Origin of the sequence: Sphingomonas mollis (assembly GCF_016427505.1) — a bacterium.
Classification (GTDB): domain Bacteria; phylum Pseudomonadota; class Alphaproteobacteria; order Sphingomonadales; family Sphingomonadaceae; genus Sphingomonas; species Sphingomonas mollis.
In genome coordinates this window covers 61,555-84,788 of the sequence record NZ_JAELXS010000003.1, presented here as the reverse complement: position 1 = coordinate 84,788, position 23,234 = coordinate 61,555, and the positions used below count along the sequence as shown (strand labels likewise).

Here is a 23,234-nt window from a genome sequence, read left to right as displayed (position 1 = left end):
GCGCTGGCACGCGCGCCCGCGCCTGCGCGCGCATGACGGGCGATTATATTCGGGGTTGAGAAAGAGCGGCTGTTCCAAACGCGATACGTGACCGTCGTGCTGTAGGACAGCGCTTTTCCGGGGAGGCCCCTTCGACTGGCCGACCATATGCCACCACGCCCGTTCGTGCTGAGCAAAGTCGAAGCATCTGTACCAGCGCCTGTCAGACCCTTCGACTTCGCTCAGGGCGAACGGGTTTAAGGATTGGCATCCCCGCCCCCCACGATTGCACCCCGTGCATCCGCGATGAAGGACAATGCGGTTGACCCGTCGGGCGGAAGCGGCAACCGCGGGTGACATGACCAGCATCGCCGCCGCCGCGCGGCCGGATGTCGCGCTTGTGCGACCCGGCATCGTCCATCTTGCGCTCGCCGTCGGCGGTTTTGCGATCGGCACGACCGAATTCGCGACGATGAGCCTGTTGCCGCTGATGGCGCAGGATCTGCACGTCGACGAACCGACCGCGGGGCATGTCATCAGCGCCTATGCGCTGGGCGTGGTGATCGGTGCGCCGACGATTGCCGTCGCATCGGCGCGGATGTCGCGACGGACGTTGCTGATCGCGCTGATGCTGTTGTTCGCGGTCGGCAATGCGGCGTCGGCGATGGCGCCATCCTATCAGGCGATGCTGGTGTGCCGGTTCCTGAGCGGCCTGCCGCACGGCGCCTATTTCGGGATCGCGGCGCTGGTCGCGGCATCGCTGGTGCCGGTGGAGCGGCGGACGGAAGCGGTCGGGCGGATCATGCTGGGGCTGACGATCGCCACCGTCGTCGGCGTGCCGCTCGCCAGCCTGACGGGGCAGTTCCTCAACTGGCGCTGGGCGCTGGCCGCGGTGGCGGTGCTGGCGCTGACGACCGCCGGGCTGGTTGCGATGTTCGCGCCACGCGACGTGGCGAACCGGACCGCCAGCCCGCTGAAGGAACTGAGCGCGCTGAAGCGGTCGCAGGTGTGGCTGACGCTGGGCACCGGCGCGATCGGGTTCGGGGGGTTGTTCGCGGTCTATACCTATCTGGCCTCCACCTTGGCCGAGGTGACGCGGGTCGGGCCGGCGTTTTCACCGTTCGTGTTCGCGGTGTTCGGGATCGGCATGACGCTGGGCAACCTGTTCGTGCCACGCTTTGCCGACCGGGCATTGATGCCGACGGCGGGGGCATTGCTGTTGTGGTCGGCGGCGGCGCTGGCGCTGTATCCGCTGGCGGCACACAGCCCGTTCTGGATCACGGTCGACGTGCTGGCGATCGGCATCGGCGGGGCACTCGGCACCGTATTGCAGACGCGATTGATGGACGTGGCCGGCGATGCGCAGGCGCTGGCGGCGGCGCTGAACCATTCGGCGTTCAACGTCGCGAACGCGATCGGGCCATGGGCGGGCGGCCTCGCCATCGCTGCCGGCCTCGGTCTTGGATCGACCGGACTGGTCGGCGCGGCGCTGGCGCTGGGCGGTCTGGCGATCTGGGGCATCTCGATCTCCGGTATCTCTATGGTGAGTGCGCGCCGCCGCTGATATGCCCCGCGTCCATGAGGATGCGGGACATGATCGGGTGGGGCGCGCTGGCGCTTCTGGGGGCCACGGCGCTGGGGGTGGTGGCGACCACGCGCGGCGAGCATGTGAACGCGCTGTGGATCGTCACGGCGGCGCTCTGCACCTATTTCATCGCCTATCGATTCTATGGCCGGTTCATCGCGACGAAGGTGCTGGGGATCGACCCAGGCCGGCCGACGCCGGCGGTGCGACGCGCCGACGGGCTGGATTATGTCGCGACCGATCGGCGGGTACTGTTCGGCCATCACTTCGCGGCGATCGCCGGGGCGGGGCCGCTGGTCGGGCCGGTGCTGGCGGCGCAGATGGGCTATCTGCCGGGGACGCTGTGGATTCTGGCGGGCGTCGTGCTGGCGGGCGCGGTGCAGGATTTCTGCGTCCTGTTCATTTCGATGCGGCGCGACGGCCGGTCGCTGGGCGAGCTGGTGCGGATGGAGATGGGCGTGGTGCCCGGCATCATCGCGCTGATCGGTGCCTTTGCGATCATGGTCATCATCCTGGCGGTGCTGGCGCTGATCGTCGTGCGGGCGCTGGCGGAAAGCCCGTGGGGGCTGTTCACGGTGACGATGACGATCCCGCTGGCGATCCTGATGGGCTGTTACACCCGCTGGCTGCGGCCGGGGCGGGTCGGCGAGGTATCGGTGCTGGGCATCATCGGTCTGCTGGCGGCGATCGTGCTGGGCGGACAGGTGGCGGCGTCTTCGTGGGCACCGTTCTTTACGTTGACGCCGGTGCAACTGTGCTTCGCGCTGATCGGATATGGCGCGGTGGCGGCGTTGCTGCCGGTGTGGCTGTTGCTGGCGCCGCGCGATTACCTGTCGACCTTTCTGAAGATCGGCGCGATCGTCGCGCTGGCGCTGGGCATCGCGATCATGGCGCCGCCGCTCCGGATGCCGGCGCTGACGCCGTTCATCCATGGCGGCGGGCCGGTGTGGTCGGGCACGCTGTTCCCGTTCCTGTTCATCACCATCGCGTGCGGCGCGGTATCCGGTTTCCACGCGCTGATCGCCAGCGGCACGACGCCCAAGCTGATCGCGAGCGAGGGCGATGCACCGTTCATCGGATATGGCGCGATGCTGGCGGAGAGTTTCGTGGCGATCATGGCGCTGGTGGGCGCGTCGATCCTCGACCCCGGCCTGTATTTCGCGATGAACAGCCCGGCCGCGATCGTCGGCGTGACGCCGGACAGCGCGGCGGCGGCGGTGACGGCGATGGGCTTTCCGATCGATGCCGCCACGCTGGTGCAGACCGCGCGCGACGTGGGCGAGCATACCGTCATCAGCCGCACCGGCGGTGCGCCGACGCTGGCGGTGGCGATGGCCGAAATCTTCAGCCATGTCGTCGGCGGGCCGGCGATGAAGGCGTTCTGGTATCATTTCGCGATCCTGTTCGAGGCGCTGTTCATCCTGACCGCGGTCGATGCCGGCACCCGCGCCGGGCGGTTCATGTTGCAGGACCTGCTGGGCCTTGTCTCACCGCGGTTCCGTGATGGCGAGGCGTGGGGACCGGGACTGGTCGCGACGTTCCTGTGCGTCGGCGCGTGGGGATTCTTCCTGTATCAGGGCGTCACCGATCCGCTGGGCGGGGTGAACACGCTGTGGCCGCTGTTCGGCATTTCGAACCAGATGCTGGCAGCGGTGGCGCTGGTGCTGGCGACGGTGGTGCTGTTCCGGATGAAACGGGCGCGGTACGCGTGGGTGACGACGCTGCCGGCCGCGTGGCTGGTCGCGTGTACGGGGACGGCGGGGTTCCAGAAGCTGTTCCATCCCGATCCGGCGATCGGTTTCCTGGCGCATGCGTCGAAGTTCGGCGCGGCGCTGGCCGAAGGGCGCGTGCTGGCGCCGGCCAAATCGCTCGACCAGATGGCGCGGGTGGTGATGAACGACCGGATCGACGCCGGGCTGTGCGCGCTGTTCCTGGGCGTGGTGGCGGCGATCGTGATCTATGGCATCCGCGCCTGCATCGCGGCGAACGCGGTCTCGACGCCGACGGTCACCGAGACGCCGATGACGGAGGCCGTCGCATGAGCCTGTTCGCGCTGATCGCGGAGACGGCGCGGTCGATGGTCGGCGTCCCGTCCTATGCCGCGTACCGCGCGCATATGGCCGAACATCATCCCGACGCGGCACCGATGGATCAGGTGGCGTTCTTCCGCGACCGGCAACAGGCGCGGTACGGCGGCAAGGGCGGCGGGCGATGTTGCTGAATGACGGGCCGTTGCCGCCGGCGAGCCGGCGTGTCATGCTCGACCCGTTATGATGTCCGCCAACCCCGTCAATATCCGTCGTAGCGCCCTTCCCGCGCGCCTGTCGCATTATACCCACCTGACGGCCGAGGAACGCGGCGCGCTGGAACAGGCGGAACAGCAGGAACGCCGGCTGGTGGCCGGTGCGCTGTTGGTCGGCGTGTCGGCGCCGATCGATTCGCTGTTCGTGGTGCAGCAGGGCTGGCTGCATTCGTCGGTGACGCTGGCGAACGGCGCGCGGCAGATCCTGCGCTTTCATTATCCCGGCGACCTGATCGGCACGTCGTCGATCGCGTGGTCGCAGGCGGCGACCGCGTTGACGGCGGTGAGCGATTGCATCGTGACCGAGGTGCCGAAGGCCAATCTGGGCCGGCTGTTTGCGACGCATGGCCGGATCGGCGGGCTGCTCTATGCGATCGCGGCGGCGGAGAGCGTCGCGCTGGCCGACCGGCTGACGTCGATCGGGCGGATGAACGCGATCGAGCGGCTGGCTACGTTGCTGCTCGATATCATGGCGCGGTTGCGGGTGACGGCGGGGGGCGTGATCGATTCGTTCGACCTGCCGTTGACGCAGGCCGATCTGGGCGACGCGCTGGGCCTGACCAAGGTGCATGTGAACCGCACGTTCCGCGAGATGGAGGCGCGCGGGATGGTTACCCGCAATGGCCGCCGCGTGCATATCGTCGACGAGAAGGCGCTGATCGCGTTCACCGGCTTCGTCGATCGCTATGCGGTGATCGCGACCGAGTGGCTGCCGGCCGCCGCCTGACACCACCCACATGGCCGAGATCGTCAACCTGCGCACCGTCCGCAAGGCGAAGGCGCGCGATGCCGCCGCCGCGACGGCCGACGCCAACCGGATCGCGCATGGCCGGACCAAGGCGGAGAAGCAGGCCGCCCGGATCGAGGCGGACCGTGCGCGCCGGTTGCTCGACGGGGCGAAGCTGGACGATTGACGGGCTGTCCCGACCCGGGTGCAAGGTTCAGTTTGGCGCAAGCCGGGATATGTTCTAAGGCTCCGGCAACCTCCCTAGAGTGGAATTCCATGCGCTTTTTCGCCGGTTTCTTCGCGTTCGCCGCCTGCCTGTCCTCCCCCCTCGCCGCGCAGCAGCCGGCCGAACCGGGCGTCGCCGGCCGGGCGACCCCGCCCGCCATGACGGACAAGGAAAACCTGTTGCTGCTCGACCTGTCGACCGGCGGGCGGGTGACGATCTGGCTGCGGCCCGACGTCGCGCCCAAGACGGTGGCGCAGATCAAGACGCTGACGCGCAAGCACTTCTATGACGGGCTGGCGTTCCACCGGGTGATCGACGGCTTCATGGCGCAGGGCGGCGATCCCAAGGGCGACGGCACCGGCGGGTCGGACATGCCGAACATCCCGGCCGAGTTCAATTACCTGCCGCATGTGCGCGGCGCGGTGTCGGCGGCACGCGCGGACGACAAGGATTCGGCGAACAGCCAGTTCTTCATCGTCTTCCAGCCGCGCCTCGCGCTCGACAAGAAATACACGATCTTCGGCCGGGTGATCGACGGCATGCAATATGTCGACGCGATCGAACGCGGCGAGCCGCCCCAGAACCCCAGCAAGATCGTCCATGCCTATATCGCGGCGGACAGTCCCCCCGCCTATGTCGCCGCGCCGCCGCCGCCGCCGGTCGGCCTGGGTGCGCCGGTGACGTTGCCGGGTACGGGGCCCGGCACCACCAAGCCGGCCGGCGTCGCCGCGCCGAAAAAGGCCCCCGCCCCGACGCCCGCACGAAAGTCGGCAGCCCGTCGTTGAAGATCGACCTCTTCGATTTCGACCTGCCGACCGACCGCATCGCGCTGCACCCCGCCAGTCCGCGCGATGCGGCGCGGATGCTGGTGCTGGACGGCGCGGGAACGCATGATCGCGGCGTGCGCGACCTGCCGGCGTCGCTGCGGCCGGGCGACTGCCTGGTCTTCAACGATACGCGGGTGATCCCGGCGCAGCTGGACGGCCGCCGGGGCGAGGCGCGGATCGGCGCGACCCTGCACAAGCGCGAGGGGCCACGCCGCTGGCGGGCCTTCGTGAAGGGCGCCAAGCGGCTGCGTGAGGGCGATGCGATCGATTTCGGCCATGACGTGTCCGCGACCGCGACGACGCGCGGCGAGGATGGCAGCTGGGCGCTGGACTTCGCGGGTGACGAGCCGGTCGAACTGCTGCTGGCGCGCGCGGGCCGGATGCCCCTGCCCCCCTATATCGCCGGCAAGCGCGGTATCGAGGCGCGCGATGCCGAGGATTACCAGACGATGTTCGCCGCCGATCCCGGCGCCGTCGCCGCGCCGACGGCGGCGCTGCACTTCACGCCGGCGCTGATGGCGGCGCTGGCGGCGGCGGGGATCGGGCACGAGACGCTGACGCTGCATGTCGGCGCGGGCACGTTCCTGCCGGTGAAGGCGGAGGATACCGCCGACCACCGGATGCACGCCGAATGGGGCCGCATCGACGCCGCCACCGCTGCCCGCCTGAACGCGGTGCGCGACCGCGGCGGCCGGGTGATCGCGGTCGGCACCACCTCGCTCCGCCTGCTGGAAAGCGCCACGCCGGAGGGCGGCCCGATCGCGGCGTTCGAGGGCGACACGGCAATCTTCATCACGCCGGGATACCGATTTCGCGCGATCGACGGCCTGATGACCAATTTCCACCTGCCGCGATCGACCCTGTTCATGCTGGTATCGGCGCTGATGGGGCGGGAGCGGATGAAAGACGCCTACGCTTATGCCGTTGGAAATCATTACCGATTTTACTCTTACGGGGACGCGTCGCTGCTTCTTCCTTAAAGTACCTTTGGTAGGAGCGGTGGGCGCGTTCTTTCGGAAGGCGTCTTTAGCATGGAACGGCCCAAATGCTTTTCAGGATCACGTTCGGTAGGTGGTAAGTGGGAATATGGCCCGAAGGGCCTTTTGCATTCGTAATGCGGGGGTCACAGATTCGAATCCTGTAGGCGGCACCACCTCCTTTAAGGCACTTCCACAACGGAACGCGGCAGCGCCCTGCTAAACGGACCTTCAGCTTGGGAGACGGCTGGGTCCTACTTGGGGTGCTTTGGGCAGGCATTGGCTGATATTTGGAAAGGGCCGGTCCCCGCAGATGGAATGCGTAACCTGTGCATCGTTGATCAAGCCCTAACTAAATATGCCGTGAGAACGAACGTCGTTTGGCAAAGTCGACGTGGCCATTGGCGCCTGACCTGTCATTCAGGTAATCTGCGCCGCCGTGACGTTCGCGCCACAGTGAGGAACAAATTTAGTACGTTGTTAACGGTGTCCTTGTCTCCTTCGCTGCACGGCGCTATTCAAGTTGGGCCCCCAGGATCGGCTGACGGGTACGATTGTTGCAACTGTCAACCCGCAGAATTGTCAGGATCACGGCCGCGCCGCGAGCCAGCCATACGGCGAGTTGCAGATACGAGACTTCAAGTTGCATGACTTGGACCTCCTCGATCATAATATACCACCTAGCGTTTCAGACTCGCGCAGGTAGACTATTGCGAGATAACCTACCTGTGGATGGTGGCGTGCGTCCGGGAGCATCTAGTTAATTCTGGGGTTCCGAGTCAGAACTGGCTCCCGGACTCTGCTACTGCTAGGATTCCCGATCATGAAGAGGCCATCTTGGTTCCGCCCCCGAGGCTATCCCCACTTTGATGCACCAATTGGTGTTGAATGGGCCCTCGCAAATGCGGTTGAGCCCGCGTTCGTTTCCCAGCACTCTTGGTCGCCATTGATCCATCGGATCAAAGAGACGAAGCGCTACAAGCCCAAAGACCACAAGACGGTTTCGAAGAAGCGAGATATCATGTTCGCCTCGCACCGCGACGCCTGCATTTTGGCCCGATACTCCGCTGATCTCGTTGAACGCCTAGACACTTGGTACAAGGAGGTGAGGCTAGAGGACACGGTGATAGCCTACCGTTCACTAGGCAAGTCCAACTATCATTTTGCCGCTGTCGTGCAGGAGTTCGTCCGCGCGCATGATCCGGTCACGATTCTTTGCTTCGACGTATCCGGTTTCTTCGACAACATCAATCACGCTAAATTGAAGAGGCGGCTCAAGTGGCTGCTCAAGGTGGATGACCTGCCAAGTGACTGGTTTAAGGTATTTCGATCTATCACCAAGTTTAGACGTGTTGAGCAGGAGGACCTAAAGGCAAACTCTATCTTTGCTGCCCGCATGGCAACGAGGAAAGTGCGTGCGCCAGTTGCAACGCTGGAAGAGCTGAACGCCGCTGGTATCAAGATTCATAAAAACCCCAATGCCTTCGGTATCCCGCAAGGCACGCCGATCAGCGCCAGCATGTCCAACCTTTACATGGTCGAATTCGACCAGAAGCTGAAGGCCGAGGCAGAGAAGCGTGGAGCGCTTTATCAGCGGTATTCCGATGACATGCTCGTCGCCTGCCATCCCGATCAGGCGGCTGAGTTGGAAGCCGTAGTCATGGCGGCGATTGCCGACGAGGCTCTGGAAATTCAGCCAGCCAAGACGGATCGCTGTCACCTTGAGGGTGATGAACGCGAGACGTACCAGTACCTCGGCTATAACATGGGCTATGTAGACGCGAAGGTACGTCCTGGCTCCATGTCAAAGCAATGGCGCAGCGCCAAGCGCGCGGTCCGAAAGGCTGAACGCGAAGGCAAGCTTCGCATCGACAACGGCAAGGCAGATAAAATCTACACGCGCAACTTGCGCGGCAAGCTGACCCATGTCGGCGTGCGGAATTTCATTGCGTACGTCGGGCGATCAGCTGATGAACTTGGAAGCAAGTCCATGAAGGCCCAGGCGAAAAAGCTGCATAGATTTGCGCTTCGAAGCCTTGACCGTATCAAGGAATACAAGCCCTCGCCTAAGGCATCTAGCTGATGCTACCAACGCGACCAGCTAATTTTTACTCTATTAAGCTTCCGAACTGTCCCGGTAGCTGTCTCGAAGAGTAACGAGTTCTGCCACAATATCGTCAGCTGACAGTAAGCTTGTGTTCAATGCCAATCGGCCAGCGAGTGATGGCGCGTACTTGCGCACATCATCTTTGGTCAATCGGTGCCATATTGGCAACAATCGTCCCGATCCGTCTAATGCGCGCTCAATCAGGCCATCAAGTTCATAGTTAGTCCATTCTTTGGCAAAAAAGTTGGGAGACAGAACGGCAACGCCGAAATACGAACCGCGCAAACCGGCGTCGATCCCCTGTCGAAGACTGTCACCCCACCGCAGAGAAAAGCGATCGTACCAAACACGCAATCCTGCATCGCGCGCTTTCTGCGCAAATTCGTCGACAAATTCGGCTTTGTCCTCCCAAGCATGCGAAATAAACACGTCGTACACCGCCTGCTCGCCTTCAGGAGGAGATAAGCTGAAGCTGGGGGTCGCATCCGCCGAAGCCTTAAGTTGCTCCGCAAGCTGGGCCTCCAAATCTGAAATCCGCTGCTGAAGAACACGGTCAACCTTCTGACGCGCAACCGCTGCCTTCTTTTCGCGCTCAACATCTGCGCGTTGCCGCGTTGCGTCGTCCCGACGTCGCTTTTCATCAACGGCCTGCGTGCTCTTTCGCTCACGTTCCTCCTCGTTGACAATCCGCTCCTGAAGGCGGGCTGCCTCCTTTGATTTAGAAGCAACCTGATCGGAGTATCGACTTTGATTAGATTGAGCAGCTATCATGTTCTTGCTCTCCCGTTCGGCTGCCGACGCATATGAGGCGCGCGAGCTAGCCGAACTTGCCTTGGTGGCACTAGCTTGAGCAGCAAACATCTTTTTCTGCGCTTCTGCGGACCTCTTAACCTCCGCAGCTTCTTTCGCGCGCATATCTCCAATTTCTTTGTTTATGCGAATGAGCGAGGATCGATCGGTGGCCAATGACATCGCTTCTATCCTTAGCTATTGCTAGAAACGCATTATAGAACATATGCGGAACGAATGCCATCTTATATAGGAAGGCTGACTAGCATGCCTCGATAGCCCGCAAAGGGCTATTGCGATCCGCCCGCCAGCCTTCCATGATCGCCGTGCCCCCCCGTGAAAGCCGGGAGGTGGGGCGTAGGAACCCCTTTCAGAGAACTCGGTCACTGCTTCAAGCGGGGCCGGGTGGCATGCGCGTATGTCCAGTCGGTTTCGGCCGATAAAGGCGCATGCGCCTGCTCTCTGATCAGGTTCCTAACATCCGGCTTCGGCCGTCGCCCCGAGAGGAACATAGGGGTGGCGCAAGGTCTGAGCCGCACGTCGCCCCGCGAGGGGGCAGTCCAATGAACGCATCAAAGTTATACGTAAGCGCACCTGCGTCCTGACGCCCTTTGTCGCGTCCGCATCACATCAACAGGGAGAATATTATGATTCTGAAAACGAAGACGCTCGTCCTCAGCGCAGCGCTCGCCGCCGCCGCCTGCACCCATCCAGCCGACGTGTCCCATCCTCTTACCGAGGTTGCCGACAAGAACGCTCACTTCGCCGTCAAGGACACTGCCGCCGGCTTCACCGTCGAGGTGCGTTACAGCCGTTATCAATTCGTCCCGGAAGCCGGCGCCTTGCTGGTTGCCTGTCGTTCGCTGGCGACCTCACGCGCTTATGACGAGGCGAAGCAGCGGGGTAAGGAGATCGAGCCGATCAACGAGCAGACCATCCGCGTATCCACCGGACGGAATATCCTCAATGCCCGCACCTCCTGCCGCGCGTTCGCTGAAGCACGGTGGAAACTATGATCGACTGGGCGAAGTCGGATGGGGCGCCAATGCACCACTCTGCGATCGGCGGCAGCTAGGCGATGGGCAAGCTCATCCTGGCCTTGATCGTGTTCACGATGGCGCTGGCCGTCATCAAGTTTGCGATCATCGGCCTCATCATCGCAGGCCTCATCTTCCGAACCAAGGAGACAGTATCGTTGCTCGCCGTTGGCGGCTTCATCACCTTGATAAGCACCCATCCGATCATCGGCTTCGGATTGCTCGGTCTGATCGTCCTCGGGTTCTTCATCAAGAAGCCGAAGAAGGTCGAACAGGTCGCGGCATCGCCAGCGCCTGATCCGGGATAACTTTCCGACCAAATCACCACGACACGCAGCCCTCGGCATCCCGCCGGGGGCTTTTTTATTGCCCGGAGAACATCATGCTCATCATCACCGATGCGGCGGCGCTGACGCGTACGCTCACCCTACCGATAGCCGACACCATCAAGCGCATTCTCCTGTTACGCGGCGACCTGATCGAGCTGGCGACTTTTATCGTTCCAGAGGCAGGCGATACCTTTGACGCCATCGAACGCGCGGTCGGCTTACCGCTGACGGACTCCTTCGAGTGGGTCATCGATCACGGCGGCGCCTATGAAGCACCGTACATCCTCAGCGATGACGGATCGGGTGTGATTCTTATTGTCCCCGACGATGATGGCATCAGTCCACGGTTGATGACGGTCCTCCGCGACCATGCCCAGCAACCCGAACACTCAGACCCGATCGATCAACAGGTGGTGACCCCAGTCCCGTTCTAGCCTCCCATACCTGCAGGACGTCTTGGACGTCGAAACGCAGCAAATCCGATGAAACCGCAGCCCGCGAGACACTTCCGTCTTGGCGGGTTTTTCATGTCCGAAAGGCCTCACCATGATGCACCTCTACGATGCCGCCACGATGGCGCATGCCCTGACGCTCGACCTCGAACCTCAGTTACGTAAGCTGTTGACCGATCATATAGCTACCCTCGTTACGCCCGATTATGACCTGACCGACTATACCGAATACCTCGTCGTAGAGGCGGGTGACACCGAAGCCGATATCATTCGTCACGTAGGCTTCTCGCCACTGACCGAGCCGATTGATGGCATCCGCTTTGGCGACGACGGCTTTCATCCGTTCTGGGATTGGCTGGTTCGGCATGACGGATGGTTCGAGATGATCGTCACGGTTGGCAATAGCGGCTTCGCCCTCATTATGTTTTTCGAATACAGTCATCTTTCAGCCAGTAATTTAACACATATGCTTCGCCTCTATACTGGCCTGCTAAGCAACTCATGAGGGCACGGTAGTCATCATTGGTGATAGGGCACACATATCATCGAGATATATACGGGCTAATTCACGTCTTTCTTGATAGAAATGAATATTTGAATCCGCCTCAGCTATCTTATCTTGCTTTTCAAGTTTAGATCGCTTTTCAAGCGCTCGTCTTTCCTTAGCTAAAGACCAAGCTCTTAGCTGGGAACGATAGAATATTTCTACCGCTCGTAAAAGTTCAATCATCGTCAATTTCTCAAAATCCGGATGATTATAGACAACCTTCATCACAGGAACGAAACCCTCCAGCAGACGAACGATTTTAGATGAGCTTTCATATATACGCCTAGTGATGGCCGATAGTGAATTCGAACCTCTGACCCCGAACAAATTCTGAGATTTAAATGCATTCTCAATGTTGTTTATTGAACGATGAATGGTCGCTCGGCTTATATTGAGATTATACGCCACTATTTTTTGACCTCTACTTTGGTAAAGTTCATTAAAAATCTGGAAATCTCTGACAGATAATTTTAGTATTGTCTCAGAATTATCAATCTCCGACAAAGCATCTAGGTCTTTCATCAGATTAACTAACTCTAATATAACTGCGTTTGCTATATCTAGAAACACCGGGTTCACATTTTCAACTTTCACAACTTTTTTATAAAGACTGGCGCAAAAAAGAATCTTCGATATTACTTAATCTTCTCGAAATATTTGTTGCATCAACACCAACAACAGCCCCGATCTCTTTATAGCTCGAACCCTCGATGACTTGAAGAAATATCAGTAACCATTCGAATCGTATCGTCGAGAGTTCCGAAGCACTATTTGAGACCGGCATAATACCCCTTTAATTCCTTGCCCATGTGTAAGGCACCAACATTGATGCTCATCGCGGTGTCAAGTTCGTAACGCTTGACTCACCCGGCGTCCAAGGCGCCCCCTAAAAAAGCCATCACCTGCGAAACGTGAAAATCACGCGTCTTTTCAGCCAGATAATCATACTCGTATTAGGAGCCGGCGTTGGTCAACCGGCAGCGCCCTTGGCCATCACGTTTTGGTTCAGGTCCACCTTCAAGGACAAGCTAAATGAATATCGTCCATCAATCCGCCCTCATCCGTGGTCGCGCCATCGTCGATTATGCCCTGTCGCGAGAAACCCATGATCAGCCGTTCGCCGTGAGGGACATGATCGGCATCGTTGCAGCATATGTTGGCAGCGGCCGTCCGTGGACCACGATGGAGCAAGACCTAACCGATCTTCTCGACCCCGCACTTGGAAAGCGAGCAGCGGAAACACTTTCGTATTTCGACTTTGCTCAGGATCGAGGATTGTGGGTTCGGAGCTCTAACGGTGATTTCCGCTTTACGAACCACGCGCTTCAGAAGAACTATCCTGCCAATCGCCTGTCTGACGACACACACACCATTGGATGAACTACCCACCGCCGCTGCCAAACATCAATGGCGGCGGCGGCCCCTCTGACTGGCATTAGACAACTCAATCACCGTTTTACTCCCGCCAGCATCCCGCAAACGCTGGAAACAGACGACAGCCTCAGATGGACTGATCAAAGCTCACCGCTGCTAGAAACCTTCATAACTTTGAGAAACTATAACAATACCAAACCGAAAAAATGACCTAGACAATGCCGACGACGGCCTGCCTGTCGGCCGACTAGACGCCCAATCATTTCCCCACCCTCCCCGTCCCGGAAGCAATTACTTCTCGCCCACGATCGAGAACGTTACCCACTTGTTGAACGGTCTCGGGTTCACAGCGCAATTCAACGTGATCAAGAAAAAACTGCATCTCCGTCAGCTCGATGGCTCGTCCGCTAGCATGAACCAGATCGCCAGCGCTGCCATGGTCAACGGCATGAGCACCGGTTGGCTTTTCCCTTTCGTCGACGAAATCGGACAACGAAACCCATACAATCCAGTGAAGGACTGGATGCTTAGCAAGCCGTGGGACAGCACTGATCGTCTGCAGCCGATGTACGACACCGTCGTTACCGTGGAAGATTACCCCGACACATTGAAATCCACCTTGCTCTATCGCTGGTTGCTGGGCGCCACGACGGCGGCACTGAAAGACGGGCCCGTTCCGATCCACGGCGTGCTGACGCTGCAAGGCGATCAAGGTATTGGTAAGACGTCCTGGATTGCCAAGCTGATGCCGCCGGCCATGCGGAAGGACTATATCAAGCTGGACCACCACCTCGACGGCGCCGACAAGGATTCGATCCTTGGCTGCATCACCCATTTCATCGTCGAACTTGGCGAGCTCGATAGCTCGTTCAAAAAAGACATTGCCCGGATCAAAGGCTTCCTGACCAACGACTGCGACAAGATTCGTCGGCCGTACGGTCGTGAGGAAGCTGAATATCCGCGTAAGACGGTGTTCGCGGCAACCGTCAATGACGACCGCTTTTTGGTCGACGCGACCGGCAATCGGCGTTGGTGGACGATCGCGGTCAAGGAACTGGAGTTCAAACATGATATCGACATGCAGCAGGTGTTCGCCCAGCTGGCTGTCGATTTTGAGCGGGGTGAACAACACTGGCTGACGCCCACGGAGGCGAAGGCTCTTGGCGCTTATAACATCCGTCATCGCAGTGTCAGTGCGATAGCTGAGCGGGTACACGGGTATATCGATCACGAGATGATTGGCTACGACGGCGGCGAGGTGAAGACCGCTATCGAGGTATTGCAGGACCTCGGTATCCCGAACCCGTCCAACACCCAATGCAAAGAGTGTGGGGCGGTCCTACGCGAGCTATTCGGGCCACCGAAGCGGATACAGGGTCGTGACAAATGGCGGATGCACGTTCGCCCGATGGCCAACATTATCAAGCGCGCTGAACCTCTACCTGAAGCCAAATACTGAAGTCCTCCTCCCGGTGGGGGGAGGGGGCGGGAGTTTTCCGGAAGCTTTTGCGCCGACCTGCGACCGAATGACTGACGACCGGGCAGATTAGCGGCTTTTGCCGCCCCCTCCCCCCACCAGCTCCAAACTCGACCGAGACTGCCTGCTTTCGACCGCTCAGCGCGCGTCGAACGGACCTTTGCGGCCTCATCATCATCCATTTGAAAGGAATAGATCATGACGAACCCTGCCCCCGATATGGAACTGCCAGCTTCCACGCCCGTGATTCGAACGATGCCTGCCAAGCTGTCGCCGATAGATATCTGCGTTACGATCAAGAATGTCGCTGCGTCGCCCACTTCCAATGCGGCAGGCGTTGTGCGGCAGAATGACGACGCCGTGATCTTTCGCCGGATGCGAGCGATGATACGAGACTTTGGCAACAAGCCGAACAAGCATGATCTGGCGATAAACCTGATCACCGTCTGCATCTGGGAAGGCTGGGACACCGGCGTCCGTATTGTGGGGGCGCTACATACCATCGGCCTGCACCGCGCCCACGTTGTCCAGGTCCTTGCCGAGAACAACGGGGCCGACCCTGATCGTTATCGCTGGCACCTTACTGAAGACCACCGCTACCGGCTCCATCCCGATAACGATGCCAATGATAATCCGCATTGACGGTCGGTCCCCGCTTGGAGAGTTCTCTGCGGTCCGCCTGAAAGCGACCCATCCACGACGATCAGTCTAATAGCGACACCCTCAGTCGCGGCCAGATCGCCCCTCATCCAGCAATTGCCGCTCCTGCCCCTCAGGAGCCCCATCCGGCACCGTTCCGCCTTTGACCGACCCCGAGCCCATCGGCGGCGGGCGGCGGTGCCATGCGCCCCTCAGAAAGAAGGATACTTCCATGCCTACCATCGCCTTATGCGCCGCCGCCGTTCAGGCCATTCGGATCACGACGCGCCTGAAGAAAGAGACGTTCTTCGATGAGGCCATTACCGGCTTCGTCGTGGAGGCCCAGCCCAGCGGGTCAGCTACCTATGCCTTGCGGTACAAAAACCAGTACAACCGCCAGTGCCAGTACAAGATCGCCAACGTCGCCGATATCTCCTTTGCCGAAGCCAAGAAAGAGGCCATCCGCGTCAAGGCCCGCGTCTCCATCGGTGAGGACCCGGTCAAGAAGCGACAAGCCGATCGTCGCATCCCTACCGTACAAGAATTATCCAAACGCTATCTAGCCTTCGTAAAGGCCAACAAGAAAAGCCACGACATCGATGAACGCTATCTACGCCTCCATCTCCTGCCCCGTTTCGGCAAACTCCACCTCGATCAACTGAAGCAGGACGATATCGTCGAGTGGCTAACCCTTAAGGTTAAGGACGGTTATAAGCAGGCCACCGTTAACCGCTGGCAGGTCATCCTTGGTTACATGATGCGGCTCGCCAAGCAGTGGGGTATTCCCGGCGCAGAAACCAATCCGTTGGAGGGGGTGCGGCAGAAAGATGCCAACAACCGCATCGAACGCTTCCTGGATGCCGCCGAGACCAAGCGATTGAAGCAGGCGGTCGAGGAAAGCCCAAACCCGATGCTGCGCTACATCGTCGCGCTGCTGCTCCTGACGGGGTGCCGCAAACGCGAACTGCTCGATGCCAAGTGGAACGAGATCAACATCGATCGCAAGGTTTGGCGTATCCCGACGACCAAGACCGGGAAGCCTCGCCATGTCCCGTTGTCTGACGATGCGATCGCGGTGCTGGAACAGGTACCACGGTTCGAGAAGTGTGACTTCATCGTCCCCAACCCCAAGACGCTGAAGCCATTTCAGTCGTTCTATAACAGCTGGGACAGCGCACGGCGCGCCGCCGACCTGCCTGATGTACGCGTTCATGATCTGCGGCATTCGGCGGCGAGCAACCTCGTGAACTCGGGACAGTCGCTATACGTGGTTGCCAAGGTGCTGGGGCATACCCAGACGCGGACCACCGAACGATATGCCCATCTCGATGCTAACGTATTGCTCAACGCGGTCAATGCCGCCTCAAAAGCAACAGGCACAACTTGGGAATAGAAAGCAGAAAATTAATGAGCCCCGCAACTTGTCGTTAGGTCTAGTTGCCACGCAAATGGCTACCCGAAAACACTAAACGTAGCCACATATTATGCTACGATTACCGTATCGCCCCAATCACTCTTTAATTTATGCAAAAAATCAATCAGCGACTGGGGTGATTTTGCATAAGCGGAAAGCTCAGATATTATTTCTTGTCGCGACAGACGCTTTCCAACTTTAGTTTTTTTGGAAAATGGTGAAGCCCCATCATTCGCCAATTTGATTACTTCAGTTAAATACAAAAATAACATGTCTATCTCTTGCTTTCCTCGAAAGGAATCAGTCCAACTTTTATGCGAAAACCACTCAGAGGCAATGGCTATTTCGCTTGGGGTTACGGGCTTTCGTTCCGGCGCAAGCGCGTTTAAATCGTCCAACTTATAGTTTGATGTTACGATCCACGTCATCTTGTCGATAGTCAGCATCTTCCCCACGTCAAATTTATCGAGACTTATTTTTCCGGGCCTTGGCATGTGCCGCTGCACCCAAGCCCACTCGTTGAAAAGCCTAACGCAGGAGTGAAAATTTGTTTGTAACTTACAGTAATTGTCGGATAGTCCGAAGATAATATTATCTAACTCGTCGGAATGCACAGCATCGTCATAAAGTAACGACGCAATTGCCGAGCCAACTGCCTCGGATCCGATGTAATAGTTCTCTATATAATAGCTGTCTGTCACGTAGGCGAACGATCTAGTTATCTCAGCAATATCAGCTTCGTAAGCTCGATCATAAAATACTGCAAATCTCAAATTTTTTAATGATAAATTATTAAGTAATGCATTGATTAATTCCTTTATATTCTGCTTACCTTTTAGGTTCCTGAATGATAAATCGAGGTCAGCTAAAATCATCGAAGCCCTCGGACGGTAATAGTCCGCGTCTTTACCTTCGACTAAAAGAAAAACCTTTGCTGGAAGTTTAGCGAAATCTTTTATTATGCGATATAGGGCAACAGAGTAAGACTCGCGGCCTGATCGCAATGACTCAGGCGAAACTATTCGGGACCTCACCCTTAGGGGCATGAAAGCTAACTTCTAAAGATCTAGCATACATGTCTAGACCATTCTCGAATACAAATGGCGAATGCGTCACTGCAACTAAAGTATGCGTCTTTTCGGATGCCGATATATCAACGAGAATTTTCTTCTGTCATTCCATAGACAAAGATAGCTCAGGTTCATCAAATATTACGATATACGATTCGCTCTCGCCTAAATACAACTCGGACATGACGCCTAAAATTTGCTTCTCGCCTGACGAAAGCGTATCGAGTTTTAACTCATTTCCGCCGATAGTTTCGTAAACCGCAACAGTCGCATTCAGGCTATCATATCTCATCTCTTTATTTATTAAATATCCGTTACAAACTTTCGCATACCGCTGTAAAGCCGCGTCAACTTGGCGAACTTGATCATATGCCTTTATTAAACTAAACAGGAAAAACGACAAATGAACGTTTTTTTCTAACTCTCCGTCATCATATAGCTTAAGTATAAGCTCCTTTTGTGTTTGCGAGACATTTTCGGCTACACGCCCAAGCACAAGCTCGATTTGACTCTTATCTTTCAGCGAATCGAGTGTTTCAGCAGAAATTGGCGGATTTTCCGCTAACTGACCAAGCATTTGGCCACTAATCATTCCATACGACGCTATAAAATGATCTCTAATATTTCGAGTTGCTCTATTAATTCGTTCGTCCACGTCTTTCATACCAAAATGAATATCTGTGGATGTTATACCTCGCTCGTCCTTGTCAAAATCCAGTAGTTCTTCAACATCCTGCTCAACCCTTCGATAAGTCGGCAAATAAAGAACGGAATGACAAAAGTTTTGTTCTAAAAAGGATTTTAGCATTCCAAATGGTGAGTTTTCTAAATCCGATAATAAATCTCTATCTTCGGGCGCAGCAATGCGAATCAACCGATTTGCGAACACACTGGTTGGAATGCGCATGTCGTGCGCAGCCTTTCGGAAAATTATGTCTTCCCTTAGACGACTTAGCGGGAATTTCTGCGCCATCATCGCGAGCCGCCAGATTTGATCAACATCTAGCCTGGCTCTAGATGCTAGATTCTTAAAAAATGCCCCTGTTTTACTTATCGCGTAATCGCCGGGAGATAGCACGAAAACATCAACATTCGAGAACTTGATATATATTTTCGAATAGGTAAATTTTGTTAATTTAGCAAACTTACCTGATAATATACATTGGAGCATATATAAGACAGTCGTTTTACCGGACCCATTATCGGCTATAAAATACCTACGGAGTCTACCATCATCAGCCCGACATCCTGTCGGTTATGCAACCCTTCGATTTTGAAGTATTCCAACACGTAATTACTGACTGGTATGTCGTTCATTTTGTAGCCTCACAATGCTTGCGGACGCTAAAACCACTTAATTTCGCGATCATGGTCCTCGCGACAAACCGACCTAACCAAAATAACGGTACATTCTAGGTTGTTTTAGGAGGCAACCACTCGTCCGAACGTCGGCAGCTAACCGCCAGCGGAATTTCGCGTATCGCTCGGAACTAGCAGTTGTTAATGCAGGCTGGGTCACAATCACTTATCCGTGGTCCCATGGCCTGAAATTTCAGTCAATCGCATAAGCGCGATATGTATGTCCGAATGCCCCTGCCAGACAGTCCGCTTGTTCATGCCTGGGTGGCGGGTTGTAGGCCAATTTCGCGGAAGCCGGCCGGCCAAAGTGCATTGCGTGGGATAGCCGCATGTCCGGCAAGTCGCCTGAATTTATGACGTTGGTGGGTGAAGGTTCGTTGAGCAGTCGCTTTTCACGCATATACCTTGAAAACGATGAGATATTTTGATGCCTAAGCTAAATCTGTTCATGCTGGTATCGGCGCTGATGGGGCGGGAGCGGATGCAGGCGGGCTATGCCCATGCCATCGCGCATGGGTATCGGTTCTATTCCTATGGTGATGCGTCGTTGCTGCTGCCGTGAGCGGCAATCGGTCGGTCACCGCAAGGCCTTTACTCTCGACACCTTAAAGCCAGCGGATCGCCAACCGGGCAACGGCATGGTTGCCACGTCGAAGTCAGGTGATAGCTAATGTCGTGTGAAGCCGACAACATTATTGCAGGATATAGGTGATGATGCCGAATGGACCGCCGAGCGCTGCCGACGCCATTGTCGCCATAGATGTGACGGACACGTTGGTGCGCGGACTTGGAACCGGTATTCAGCGTGTAGTCAGAAAAATCGCGCAGAATGCGGGAGATTTTCCCGACGTCGTTCTCGTTTTTTCCGATGGCACGGATTTCCACAAATTGGACACCGCCGCCCTGAATGCTTTGTTGAGTCCACGGCCCAGTGGTGAACTCGGAAAGCTGCCGCCCTCGCCGAGCAGGATCGTAAAGGATTTCGTCAAATCGGGTATCATCCGATTTCCGTCCATCCATGTCGCAATCCAGCAGCGCACTGTTGGCAGATGGTTCACGGCCGAAACTGAAAAATGGCGGTCGGGATCACCGATTCGATTCAAGCACGGCGACAAACTCGTGTTGCTCGACACGTTCTGGAATGGATGCGGCGTCTTGCCTGCCGCAGCGCGAGTACGATCATCCGGCGCCGAGATCATCACGGTCGTCCATGATACGATTCCCATCACACACCCCGACCAAGTTCCCGCAGATGTCGCGTCGTCCTTTCCGTACGAAATGCGGAAAGCCTTTGAATTGTCGGACGCCATATTAGCGACGGCACGCACCAACCTTGACGTCGTTCAGAAACAGATGGGGATCTGGCAGATGTCGCGTCCCACGGACTATTTCCACTTGGGAGCGGATATACCCCGTGACTTCAGGAAACCCACAAGGGCGACCGACATTTCACCAAATTTTTTGGTCGTCGGAACGATCGAACCGCGAAAAGGGCATGCGATCATATTGGACGCATTCGAGAAATTTTGGGAAAATGGCGTCGATGCCAAACTTACCTTTGTGGGAAAGATAGGCTGGATCGAACAGGACCTGTCACAACGCCTTTCCAGTTTGGCTACGTCCAATAATTATTTTACCCTAAACACTTCCGCGTCTGACGAAGTGCTGGAATCGCTATACGCTGACGCAGATGCGGTAATTGTCGCATCCTCCATCGAAGGTTTCGGCCTGCCGATCGTCGAATCGCTCAATCGGGGGGGGACCAGTTATCGCAAGCGAAATACCGATATTCCGGGAAATCGCAGGTCAGCACGGCATTTATTTCAAGACGGGCGATGCGGACGATCTTCTGCGAACGCTGAATGACTTCATTTCCAAGACGCCCGCTTCTCTCGAAGCAGCGCCGTTTGCGTGGCCCGACTGGAAGGCGGCATCGCAAGCCTTTCACAGCGCCGTGGTCCGTTTCAGTGCGGGGTCCGTTCGATAGGCAATGGATACAGACGGGTCAGCGTCTGTTGTCGCCCATCGATACCGTTTCCCGATCGCCTCCGCGCCCTGTTGCTGTTGCCCTCCCCCGCCGATCGCGCGCAAGAAGCGACGATGATTATCCACAGCGACGAATATGCCGACCTGCCCGCCGCCGATGGCGGGGTGATGCGGACGCATGTGTTTCGGCCGGCGGCCGACGGGCGGTATCCGGGGGTGGTGCTGTATTCGGAAATCTATCAGGTGACCGACCCGATCCGGCGGCTGGCGGCGTTCATCGCGGGGCATGGATACTGCGTGGCGGTGCCGGAAGTGTATCACGAATATGAGGCGCCGGGGACGGTGCTGCGCTACGATCAGGCGGGGACCGATCGGGGCAACGCGCTGAAGTTCGCCAAGCCGGTGGCGGCGTATGATGCGGATGCGACCGCCGCGCTCGACTGGCTGGCGGCGCATCCGGCGTGCAGCGGGCGGCTGGCGACGGCGGGCGTGTGTCTGGGCGGGCATCTGGCGTACCGCGCCGCGCTCGACCCCCGCGTGTCGGCGGCGGCGTGCTTCTATCCGACCGATATCCATGCCGGCTCGCTGGGCGAGGGGCGATGCGACGACAGTCTGGCGCGGATGGACGAACTGACGGCGGAGACGCTGTTCGTGTGGGGGCGGCAGGACCCGCATGTGCCCTTTGCCGGGCGCGAGGCGATCCGGGCGCGGCTGGAGGCGGTCGGCGCGCGGTATGAGTGGCATGAGGTGAATGCGGCGCATGCCTTCCTGCGCGACGAGGGGCCGCGATATGATCCGGCGCTGTTCGTGCAGGCGACGGGGTGGATGCTGGCGCTGTTCCAGCGGGTGTTGAGCGCGGCGGTTTGATGGCGTGATCCGACGCATCGCCCTTGGCGTGATGCTGTTGCTGGCGGGATGCGCGCGTGACGATCGCGAGGCGCGGCGGCGCGCGGCGGGGGCGAATGCGGTGCTGGCCGATTATCTGCGGGTGGCGGATGCCGGGGCGGGCGGACGCAGCTTTGCGGCCTGTGCGGCGTGCCACACCGTGCGGCAGCAGGCGCCCGATGCGGGTGGCCCGAACCTGTACGGCGTGATGGGCAAGACCGTGACCGGAGCGAGTGCGCGGTTCGCCTATACCGCGGCGCTGCAATCGGTCGGCGGGGTGTGGACGCCGGCGCGGATGGACCGCTGGCTGCGATCACCGGCGGCGTTCGCGCCGGGAACGCGCATGGCCTTTGCCGGGATCGCCGATCCGCTGGAACGGGCGGACGTCATCGCGTTCCTGTCGAGCCAGGGACCGACGCGATAGCGTCGCGGGCGGCGGCGAAGGCACGGCGGAAGCCGGCCTCGTCCATCGCCCCTTCGACCAGCAGCGGGCCGACGAGGTAGGACGGCGTGCCGGCCAGACCCAGCCGGCGCGCGGCATCGAGGGTGCGGCCCAGTTGCGCGGTGATCGCGGCGTCGTATCGGCGCAGGTCGGCCTGCACCCGGTCCCAGTCGCCGCCGGCCGCGACGACCGCCTCCGCCAGCACGCGATCGTCGAGGGGGCGGCGTTCGCCCATCAACAGGCGGTGGAGCGGCGGATAGATGCCCTGCCGGTCGGCGGCGAGGGCGAGGCGGGCGGCGCGCTCGGACGCCGGGCCGAAGATCGGCCAGTCGCGATAGAGGATGCGGACATGCCCGTCGCTCGCCACCGCCGCTTCCATCGCGGGCGCGGCCAGCCGGCAGGCGGGGCATTGGTAATCGGTGAAGAGGACCAGCGTCAGCGTGGAATCGGTCGCGCCGGACGACGGCCCCTGCCGATCGAGCAGCAGCGATCGGGCGACCGGATTGTCGCCGACATCGCGGCCGATGGGCCGGGCGCTCTGGAACAGATGCCCCACCGCCCAGCCGAGCAGGACTATACCGAGCAGTTGCAACAGTCGTTTGGCACCGAAGGGCTGGTTCACGCGGGCTTGCCCCTCCATGGCGGCATCGCGCCGATATACGGTGGGACCGCGCCGTCAAAATGCTTTGCGCGGGCAGGCGCCA

At 58.8% G+C, this 23,234-nt stretch carries 24 protein-coding genes and 1 pseudogene; 20 read left to right on the top strand and 5 right to left on the bottom strand.

Features of this window, described 5'->3' with window-relative positions; translation table 11 throughout:
- The first annotated feature begins 337 nt into the window (after positions 1–337).
- The 8 genes from JAO74_RS06255 to JAO74_RS06220 all read left to right on the top strand — a co-directional run bounded on the left by JAO74_RS06255 (position 338) and on the right by JAO74_RS06220 (position 8,706).
- Positions 338–1,543 (top strand): MFS transporter, encoded by a 1,206-nt coding sequence (locus tag JAO74_RS06255; protein WP_199036238.1) that lies wholly within the window; start codon positions 338–340, stop codon positions 1,541–1,543.
- A gap of 20 nt (positions 1,544–1,563) precedes the next feature.
- A complete protein-coding gene (locus JAO74_RS06250) occupies positions 1,564–3,606 on the top strand; it encodes a carbon starvation CstA family protein (protein ID WP_269845929.1) in 2,043 nt (680 codons plus the stop codon).
- Entirely contained in the window at positions 3,603–3,785 is a 183-nt protein-coding gene (locus tag JAO74_RS06245; RefSeq protein ID WP_199036236.1) for a YbdD/YjiX family protein, read from the top strand. Before JAO74_RS06250 ends, JAO74_RS06245 begins: the two co-directional genes overlap by 4 nt.
- A 52-nt stretch (positions 3,786–3,837) precedes the next feature.
- Positions 3,838–4,593 (top strand): Crp/Fnr family transcriptional regulator, encoded by a 756-nt coding sequence (locus tag JAO74_RS06240; protein WP_233150736.1) that lies wholly within the window; start codon positions 3,838–3,840, stop codon positions 4,591–4,593.
- Positions 4,594–4,603: 10 nt separating this feature from the next.
- On the top strand, positions 4,604–4,780 hold the full coding sequence (locus JAO74_RS06235) for a DUF4169 family protein (RefSeq protein WP_199036233.1): 177 nt from the start codon (positions 4,604–4,606) through the stop codon (positions 4,778–4,780).
- 89 nt (positions 4,781–4,869) lie between these two features.
- On the top strand, positions 4,870–5,604 hold the full coding sequence (locus tag JAO74_RS06230) for a peptidylprolyl isomerase (RefSeq protein WP_199036232.1): 735 nt from the start codon (positions 4,870–4,872) through the stop codon (positions 5,602–5,604).
- Positions 5,601–6,626: a tRNA preQ1(34) S-adenosylmethionine ribosyltransferase-isomerase QueA gene (gene queA / locus JAO74_RS06225; RefSeq protein ID WP_199036231.1), complete on the top strand. Its 1,026-nt coding sequence runs from the start codon at positions 5,601–5,603 to the stop codon at positions 6,624–6,626. The genes JAO74_RS06230 and queA overlap by 4 nt, the downstream gene beginning before the upstream one ends.
- 943 nt (positions 6,627–7,569) lie before the next feature.
- Entirely contained in the window at positions 7,570–8,706 is a 1,137-nt protein-coding gene (locus JAO74_RS06220; protein WP_233150735.1) for a reverse transcriptase domain-containing protein, read from the top strand.
- 33 nt (positions 8,707–8,739) lie between these two features.
- Here JAO74_RS06220 and JAO74_RS06215 read toward each other — a convergent pair whose 3' ends face one another.
- A complete protein-coding gene (locus tag JAO74_RS06215; RefSeq protein WP_199036229.1) occupies positions 8,740–9,702 on the bottom strand; it encodes a toll/interleukin-1 receptor domain-containing protein in 963 nt (320 codons plus the stop codon).
- 464 nt (positions 9,703–10,166) lie between these two features.
- On the opposite strand from JAO74_RS06215, the gene JAO74_RS06210 reads away from it, so the two are divergent.
- From JAO74_RS06210 to JAO74_RS06195, 4 genes are all read left to right on the top strand, one after another.
- Positions 10,167–10,535 (top strand): hypothetical protein, encoded by a 369-nt coding sequence (locus JAO74_RS06210; protein WP_199036227.1) that lies wholly within the window; start codon positions 10,167–10,169, stop codon positions 10,533–10,535.
- A 98-nt stretch (positions 10,536–10,633) separates the two neighbouring features.
- On the top strand, positions 10,634–10,864 hold the full coding sequence (locus JAO74_RS06205; protein ID WP_199036225.1) for a hypothetical protein: 231 nt from the start codon (positions 10,634–10,636) through the stop codon (positions 10,862–10,864).
- A gap of 74 nt (positions 10,865–10,938) precedes the next feature.
- Entirely contained in the window at positions 10,939–11,319 is a 381-nt protein-coding gene (locus tag JAO74_RS06200; protein ID WP_199036223.1) for a hypothetical protein, read from the top strand.
- A gap of 112 nt (positions 11,320–11,431) precedes the next feature.
- Positions 11,432–11,842: a hypothetical protein gene (locus tag JAO74_RS06195; RefSeq protein WP_199036221.1), complete on the top strand. Its 411-nt coding sequence runs from the start codon at positions 11,432–11,434 to the stop codon at positions 11,840–11,842.
- On the opposite strand, the gene JAO74_RS06190 is transcribed toward JAO74_RS06195, so the two are convergent.
- Positions 11,837–12,406: a hypothetical protein gene (locus tag JAO74_RS06190; RefSeq protein WP_199036219.1), complete on the bottom strand. Its 570-nt coding sequence runs from the start codon at positions 12,404–12,406 to the stop codon at positions 11,837–11,839. The two genes, JAO74_RS06195 and JAO74_RS06190, sit on opposite strands and share 6 nt — an antisense overlap.
- A gap of 510 nt (positions 12,407–12,916) precedes the next feature.
- On the opposite strand from JAO74_RS06190, the gene JAO74_RS06185 reads away from it, so the two are divergent.
- The 4 genes from JAO74_RS06185 (at position 12,917) to JAO74_RS06170 (ending at position 16,767) form a co-directional block, all read left to right on the top strand.
- Positions 12,917–13,264, top strand: coding sequence for a hypothetical protein (locus JAO74_RS06185; RefSeq protein ID WP_199036217.1), 348 nt, complete (start codon positions 12,917–12,919; stop codon positions 13,262–13,264).
- A 406-nt stretch (positions 13,265–13,670) separates the two neighbouring features.
- Positions 13,671–14,717, top strand: a complete 1,047-nt coding sequence (locus JAO74_RS06180; RefSeq protein ID WP_199036215.1) for a VapE domain-containing protein — start codon at positions 13,671–13,673, stop codon at positions 14,715–14,717.
- Between the two features lie 216 nt (positions 14,718–14,933).
- On the top strand, positions 14,934–15,377 hold the full coding sequence (locus JAO74_RS06175) for a hypothetical protein (protein ID WP_199036213.1): 444 nt from the start codon (positions 14,934–14,936) through the stop codon (positions 15,375–15,377).
- A 229-nt stretch (positions 15,378–15,606) separates the two neighbouring features.
- Positions 15,607–16,767 carry a tyrosine-type recombinase/integrase gene (locus JAO74_RS06170; protein ID WP_199036212.1) on the top strand — a complete coding sequence of 387 codons (1,161 nt, stop codon included), beginning with the start codon at positions 15,607–15,609 and terminating at the stop codon, positions 16,765–16,767.
- 89 nt (positions 16,768–16,856) lie between these two features.
- Here the strand turns inward: JAO74_RS06170 and JAO74_RS06165 are convergent, their stop codons facing one another.
- Together JAO74_RS06165 and JAO74_RS06160 are read right to left on the bottom strand one after the other, a co-directional pair.
- Positions 16,857–17,834, bottom strand: coding sequence for a DUF4435 domain-containing protein (locus tag JAO74_RS06165; RefSeq protein ID WP_269845928.1), 978 nt, complete (start codon positions 17,832–17,834; stop codon positions 16,857–16,859).
- Positions 17,835–17,961: 127 nt separating this feature from the next.
- Positions 17,962–18,765, bottom strand: a complete 804-nt coding sequence (locus tag JAO74_RS06160; protein ID WP_416194289.1) for a P-loop NTPase family protein — start codon at positions 18,763–18,765, stop codon at positions 17,962–17,964.
- Positions 18,766–19,644: 879 nt separating this feature from the next.
- On the opposite strand from JAO74_RS06160, the pseudogene JAO74_RS06155 reads away from it, so the two are divergent.
- From JAO74_RS06155 to JAO74_RS06140, 4 genes and pseudogenes are all read left to right on the top strand, one after another.
- Positions 19,645–19,779 (top strand): annotated as a pseudogene (locus tag JAO74_RS06155) (S-adenosylmethionine:tRNA ribosyltransferase-isomerase); the annotation flags it as partial.
- Between the two features lie 149 nt (positions 19,780–19,928).
- Positions 19,929–21,083: a glycosyltransferase gene (locus JAO74_RS06150; protein ID WP_199036210.1), complete on the top strand. Its 1,155-nt coding sequence runs from the start codon at positions 19,929–19,931 to the stop codon at positions 21,081–21,083.
- A gap of 234 nt (positions 21,084–21,317) precedes the next feature.
- Entirely contained in the window at positions 21,318–22,070 is a 753-nt protein-coding gene (locus JAO74_RS06145) for a dienelactone hydrolase family protein (protein ID WP_199036209.1), read from the top strand.
- 4 nt (positions 22,071–22,074) lie between these two features.
- Positions 22,075–22,512 (top strand): c-type cytochrome, encoded by a 438-nt coding sequence (locus JAO74_RS06140; RefSeq protein ID WP_332908741.1) that lies wholly within the window; start codon positions 22,075–22,077, stop codon positions 22,510–22,512.
- On the opposite strand, the gene JAO74_RS06135 is transcribed toward JAO74_RS06140, so the two are convergent.
- A complete protein-coding gene (locus JAO74_RS06135) occupies positions 22,475–23,152 on the bottom strand; it encodes a DsbA family protein (protein WP_332908740.1) in 678 nt (225 codons plus the stop codon). The two genes, JAO74_RS06140 and JAO74_RS06135, sit on opposite strands and share 38 nt — an antisense overlap.
- Positions 23,153–23,234 lie beyond the last annotated feature (82 nt).

Bases quoted from the DNA above. Each gene is read 5' to 3' on its own strand.
- JAO74_RS06255 (WP_199036238.1), top strand. From the start codon at position 338: ATGACCAGCATCGCCGCCGCCGCGCGGCCGGATGTCGCGCTTGTGCGA.
- JAO74_RS06250 (WP_269845929.1), top strand. From the start codon at position 1,564: ATGCGGGACATGATCGGGTGGGGCGCGCTGGCGCTTCTGGGGGCCACG.
- JAO74_RS06245 (WP_199036236.1), top strand. From the start codon at position 3,603: ATGAGCCTGTTCGCGCTGATCGCGGAGACGGCGCGGTCGATGGTCGGC.
- JAO74_RS06240 (WP_233150736.1), top strand. From the start codon at position 3,838: ATGTCCGCCAACCCCGTCAATATCCGTCGTAGCGCCCTTCCCGCGCGC.
- JAO74_RS06235 (WP_199036233.1), top strand. From the start codon at position 4,604: ATGGCCGAGATCGTCAACCTGCGCACCGTCCGCAAGGCGAAGGCGCGC.
- JAO74_RS06230 (WP_199036232.1), top strand. From the start codon at position 4,870: ATGCGCTTTTTCGCCGGTTTCTTCGCGTTCGCCGCCTGCCTGTCCTCC.
- JAO74_RS06215 (WP_199036229.1), bottom strand. From the start codon at position 9,702: ATGTCATTGGCCACCGATCGATCCTCGCTCATTCGCATAAACAAAGAA.
- JAO74_RS06210 (WP_199036227.1), top strand. From the start codon at position 10,167: ATGATTCTGAAAACGAAGACGCTCGTCCTCAGCGCAGCGCTCGCCGCC.
- JAO74_RS06205 (WP_199036225.1), top strand. From the start codon at position 10,634: ATGGCGCTGGCCGTCATCAAGTTTGCGATCATCGGCCTCATCATCGCA.
- JAO74_RS06200 (WP_199036223.1), top strand. From the start codon at position 10,939: ATGCTCATCATCACCGATGCGGCGGCGCTGACGCGTACGCTCACCCTA.
- JAO74_RS06195 (WP_199036221.1), top strand. From the start codon at position 11,432: ATGATGCACCTCTACGATGCCGCCACGATGGCGCATGCCCTGACGCTC.
- JAO74_RS06190 (WP_199036219.1), bottom strand. From the start codon at position 12,406: ATGAAAGACCTAGATGCTTTGTCGGAGATTGATAATTCTGAGACAATA.
- JAO74_RS06185 (WP_199036217.1), top strand. From the start codon at position 12,917: ATGAATATCGTCCATCAATCCGCCCTCATCCGTGGTCGCGCCATCGTC.
- JAO74_RS06180 (WP_199036215.1), top strand. From the start codon at position 13,671: ATGAACCAGATCGCCAGCGCTGCCATGGTCAACGGCATGAGCACCGGT.
- JAO74_RS06175 (WP_199036213.1), top strand. From the start codon at position 14,934: ATGACGAACCCTGCCCCCGATATGGAACTGCCAGCTTCCACGCCCGTG.
- JAO74_RS06170 (WP_199036212.1), top strand. From the start codon at position 15,607: ATGCCTACCATCGCCTTATGCGCCGCCGCCGTTCAGGCCATTCGGATC.
- JAO74_RS06165 (WP_269845928.1), bottom strand. From the start codon at position 17,834: ATGCCCCTAAGGGTGAGGTCCCGAATAGTTTCGCCTGAGTCATTGCGA.
- JAO74_RS06160 (WP_416194289.1), bottom strand. From the start codon at position 18,765: ATGCGCATTCCAACCAGTGTGTTCGCAAATCGGTTGATTCGCATTGCT.
- JAO74_RS06150 (WP_199036210.1), top strand. From the start codon at position 19,929: ATGATGCCGAATGGACCGCCGAGCGCTGCCGACGCCATTGTCGCCATA.
- JAO74_RS06145 (WP_199036209.1), top strand. From the start codon at position 21,318: ATGATTATCCACAGCGACGAATATGCCGACCTGCCCGCCGCCGATGGC.